The 4,729-nt window shown below is 34.0% G+C and carries 4 protein-coding genes; all 4 read right to left on the reverse strand.

Translation table 11 applies throughout. The features are described from left to right. Window positions 1-398: 398 nt before the first annotated feature. A complete protein-coding gene (locus F3D68_RS10965; protein WP_151194471.1) occupies window positions 399-1,433 on the reverse strand; it encodes a hypothetical protein in 1,035 nt (344 codons plus the stop codon). Window positions 1,434-1,462: 29 nt separating this feature from the next. Continuing rightward, the gene (locus F3D68_RS10970; protein WP_151194472.1) at window positions 1,463-2,710 is read right to left on the reverse strand and encodes a cation:proton antiporter; all 1,248 of its coding nucleotides are present in this window, start codon (window positions 2,708-2,710) and stop codon (window positions 1,463-1,465) included. A gap of 10 nt (window positions 2,711-2,720) precedes the next feature. Beyond that, the gene (locus tag F3D68_RS10975; RefSeq protein ID WP_151194473.1) at window positions 2,721-3,218 is read right to left on the reverse strand and encodes a hypothetical protein; all 498 of its coding nucleotides are present in this window, start codon (window positions 3,216-3,218) and stop codon (window positions 2,721-2,723) included. A gap of 122 nt (window positions 3,219-3,340) precedes the next feature. Beyond that, entirely contained in the window at window positions 3,341-4,573 is a 1,233-nt protein-coding gene (locus F3D68_RS10980; RefSeq protein ID WP_151194474.1) for a hypothetical protein, read from the reverse strand. Window positions 4,574-4,729: the final 156 nt, after the last annotated feature.

Genomic DNA, 4,729 nt, shown 5'->3' on the forward strand with positions numbered 1-4,729 from the left:
TATTATGTTTGCTAGCGAGTTCTGCTAACGTAAGCTCATTTGCCAATAATTCTAACACAACTTTTACCTTGAACTCGGATGAGTAACTTGTCCTTTTTGTGCTCATAAATACGCCCTCTGTTCATTTCACTTTCAACAATATATCGGAAATGAATTTCAAAAGATACTGTTTAAATTTCTTGGGGGTATTATACTAAGTATTTTTCACCGAAATGATCATTTACATTTTCTAGAAACTTCTGCTCTATACCTTTCCTATGTTGCTGGGTAGTTACATTATTTTTCATATTTTACCTCCCGAGTCACTTGCTGTTTTTTGTTCATTTTTCATATCACTAACACCCTTAAGTTACTGCTATATTTAGGTGCAGTGAAGCCGCTTAGGACACTCTTTTATTTTAATTATCTAGTTCTATACGCGGTATTTCCTCACTAGTTAACCAAAAACAGATTTTCTGTGGATTTTTACGTTCTACCTTCTCAGAGTCCCGAATAAATTCATCTCTGATACGCTCATCCTGTTTTTGCTGTTGATCAAACTTAACGAGTGAATTACATAGCGGTTGCATTGGAATACTTATTTGTTTATTCTCTTTATCTACTTGTATTGGTGAATAATATTTAATTCGATATTCTCTACCAGCAAAACCAACAGCACAAACTGCAGAGGTTTTTTGTTCAATATCTGCATCATAATTATGAAAGAGACTACCCCAAGTAGAGTTTGCATATCGTAGATCACACTCTTCAATAAGCTTTTCTTGTGAAATAGGAGTTGCAAATACCCATTCATCATCATTTTTGCACCATCTTCCAGGTAAATACCCAACTTTATACTGATAAAAATTAGCTAAATAAGAAGTATCCCAAGTGGTGCTGAATAAAGTTTCATTATTAGCATCTTTACAACAAATAAAAGCATAATCCAAATTGTTTGATGAGAAAAAGTCGAGCTCAAGAGCAGCATCTGCAGATTTGCTAAAAAAGATGAGATCATGCCCCGTGAAAGAATATATCCACTCCCTTGAGTTATAAATACTCTGAGCAATATCAAGAGCTTGATTAATATGAGGAGCGTCTTTAAAAACCCTTAGCATGGCATTATAAATTGCAACTCCACTTACCACAAACTCCCCTTCTGCAATATATTTTTTTGCATTGATTATATCACCACAAGCTTTGTATAATGTATTGGATGCTAATGTCGCTACAACAGGCAAGATATATTTATTAAGCGAATCTGTAATAACAGGATTTACCTCACCATATATATCACTTTCTGAATTATAAAGTTTAGCCACTTCAGAAATGCCATAAGATATAACTGCTATTGTTGCCCAACTTACCGACTCATGTTTCATATTTGCCAGAACATCAACAACTTTCTTCACACGCTCAGCAATTTCTATTGTGTTTTTTAATTTACTTTGCATAAATTTATATACTCCTTAAATAAAGTGTTCTAACTTCTTTTGTATGTTTTATTAATTAAAAACTTAAAGCTCCCCCCTTGAACTAAAATTGACAAAACGACAACAATGTAAGTTAAGGTTATTAACAAGTCTGGAGCACGGGTTAATGACAATGCCAGTGCGATGGAAATGCCGCCTCGAATCCCTCCCCAAGTTATTAATAACATCTCTTTTTGTGGTAAGCCTCTTTTTCTAGCATAATTCACCGTAGCATAGGGGATAAATATACTGATATATCTAGCACCTAAAATAATAGCAATGGTAATTATACCCAAAATTAAATAACTCACTTCAAATTTAATGCTGAATACTTCAAGTCCTATTAGGACAAACAGAAATGAAATAAGGATTTCTTCTATAATATGCCAAAAGGTTAATAGTGACTGTGTTGTTTTTTGGGTAAATTTATCCTTTCGACAAAAGCTACCAATTACAAGACCAGCAATCACCATTGCAATTGGCGCTGATAAACCCAGTGACTCGGCAATCACAAACCCTGCACTGGCAATTCCTAAGGTAATATATAAACAAACCTCACTGTCATCAACCCGCCTAAGTAAAAAAGCGCCTAACCTACCAATGACATAACCAAACAATACACCTCCTCCAGCTTCGTGCAATATCTCAAGCACAACTTCTTTTACACCAAAATTAAATCCAGCTTCAGAATTTAAGCCAAAAACATTAAGCAGTACAACAAACATTAATATACCCACAGCATCGTTAAAAAGTGACTCACCTGTCACTTTAGTTTTGATGGCTTGCGGTACTTTTGATGCTGATTTAAAAACTGAAATCACTGCAATAGGGTCAGTTGGCGAAATAAGTGCTGCAAAAATTAGGCAATAACCCAAGCTTAAATCAAACCCAAAAAAACTAACAACCCAATATAATACAAAACCAACAATAAAAGTGGTAACAATAACACCAATACTTGCCATATATAGCACCGCTCCAAACACTCGATGTAGGTCAACTGTATTAATATTCATGGCTGCAGCGAACAGTAGATAGCCCAACATAATTTCTAACACAGTAGTTTTAAAGTCTACGCCACTTAAAATATTCACAATAGGTGCTATCTCATCAGGGTGAAAATGTAGAGCACCCATTGTGACAATTGAAATAACTAAACTAATGATAATTAAACCAATTGATTTATCTAGCTTAAGAACTTTTAAATTAATATAACTACTTAATGCCGTAATAATAACCAGCATAGAAAAAAGCAAATGCATAATTTTCTCCTTAAAACATACTGATTACATATTGCAAATTAATAGCAAAAACACCAGCAATAAGATGTGTAATAACTTTTGTCATACCTTCACTGTGTTGCTGCTCACCCACACGTGTCATTAACATCATCCCACGAATAATTGACACAACGCCAACAACAATCATCACAACATAAATCATCTGCATAGGCTCTGAAGTTTTATGCTCAATACTTTCAAATAAATTACTGTTATAGGGAATTTTATCTGCACCAAAAACTGTTTTGGATAACATATCGATAAATGCATTGAGTGACACTAAAAAAGTACCTGCAAGCAAATAACAAATCGTCGTTACTGGTGAATAATGTCTCATCCCCGCTTGCTTTCCGTGCTTGGTTAAACGCACCATTCCTACAATAATAAAGATAACTCCAATCAACACAGCTATAATGGTAATAATTGGGTAAAATGTAATTAATGCATCAACGACATTATGCATAATTTGTTTTGGGTTATTAGTTGCCATATGGGATCCTTTTTATTTATTTAGCTGTAGACATTTAGGGCATGAACTTCTCAGTGCATCATCTTTGTAATCAAATAAGCATAACAAAAATGATGGACAAATTTTTAAAAAACAGGAAGTAATCAGGTTAAATTTAGATCACTATAACTCAAATTTTCACGCACTTTATCATGACCAACAAAGACCATCATACTGATATGATCTTTTGATCCTTGTTTTTGTTCTTTTTCCTTTCCCTCCCCTACACTAATAAATTCTTTGGTTACTGATCGATTCAATGTCGAGGCTTGCATAGAGATATATCTTTCATCATACCTTGGAATGCTCTGCATAAATGCCGTACCATTAGCGGCCGATGAAGACGTGCATGCATCGTATTTACCATCATGAGAAAACCCATTTATTGATGGGACAGTTTTATTTTCTAACGCTGTCAGTTTCTGTGAGAAATTTGTGTCACCAGAAACCCCTGTCAATATAATGGATCTTGCTTTAAGTTTATCATATTCCGATATATTAATTGCATCAATAACATCGCCTTCAAGTTTTTTTGTCTTTACGTACTCATTTGGGATGTGAACAATTAAATGTCCATATTTCTGGTTATCAACCTGCCACTGAACTAACAGACACTTATGATTTAGTGCCTTTTGATTAATATCATGCACTTCCACCTTAAATTGCTTACTAATATCATTTCTCACATAAGCAGTCATTGACTGCTTATGATCCGTGTCTCCTTTTTTGTTTTTTCCTTCTATCTGATAGACCATAGAGTATGAATGATTTTTTATTTTTAAATTTTTCACTGAAACATCTGATTCAATAACACATATAACATTGGGGATCACCTTTGATTCTAACTCTTTCTCTATTAACTGCTCGAGCGATTTTCCTGACATATCTGTAGTGTTATCATAGAATTTCTTGCCTCTGCCTCTACCACCAGAGGCAATCAAACTATTGTTGTCTTCCACCTTGATCTTAGAATATCTCTTTGAAAAGGTACCTTTTCCACTTTCTAATGAGATTACAGCTATTTTTGTAACATCTACTATTTCTTTAGTATTTTTGCCTATACGCCTGTCTTTGGGTTCAAGCTTCCTTTCCTTAATGATATCACCATTGTGGATTGATAATTTTTTAGCCTCATTTTCATCATCTTTAATGAAAAATGACTTGAACCTATCATCTTCTGCTAATTGTTCATTCTTTTTGATTTGATCTTCAGATTGTCCTTTAAATTTTCCTTTCAAAAGCTCTGTCATGCTATAACGTCTTGCTATAACTTCACCATCACGTTTTATAAACCTTTCATCTTTAACAACCTCGTCTACAGTACTATCTGTAGACATATTAGATAACCCTTGTCTTTCCAATATAGGAGGATGCTATCAAATGTCAACTAACTTTTCCGGTTACGACAACTAACTTTGCCGATTTATAGCAAAAAAATTATTTTTTCATACGATAACTTTCTCCTTCTAGGCTAATCACGGTTGCATGATGTA

The sequence above is a fragment of the Cysteiniphilum sp. JM-1 genome (assembly GCF_008711525.1).
Classification (GTDB): domain Bacteria; phylum Pseudomonadota; class Gammaproteobacteria; order Francisellales; family Francisellaceae; genus Caedibacter.

Coding starts and splice junctions, on each gene's coding strand:
- F3D68_RS10965 (WP_151194471.1), bottom strand. CDS start 1,433: ATGCAAAGTAAATTAAAAAACACAATAGAAATTGCTGAGCGTGTGAAG.
- F3D68_RS10970 (WP_151194472.1), bottom strand. CDS start 2,710: ATGCATTTGCTTTTTTCTATGCTGGTTATTATTACGGCATTAAGTAGT.
- F3D68_RS10975 (WP_151194473.1), bottom strand. CDS start 3,218: ATGGCAACTAATAACCCAAAACAAATTATGCATAATGTCGTTGATGCA.
- F3D68_RS10980 (WP_151194474.1), bottom strand. CDS start 4,573: ATGTCTACAGATAGTACTGTAGACGAGGTTGTTAAAGATGAAAGGTTT.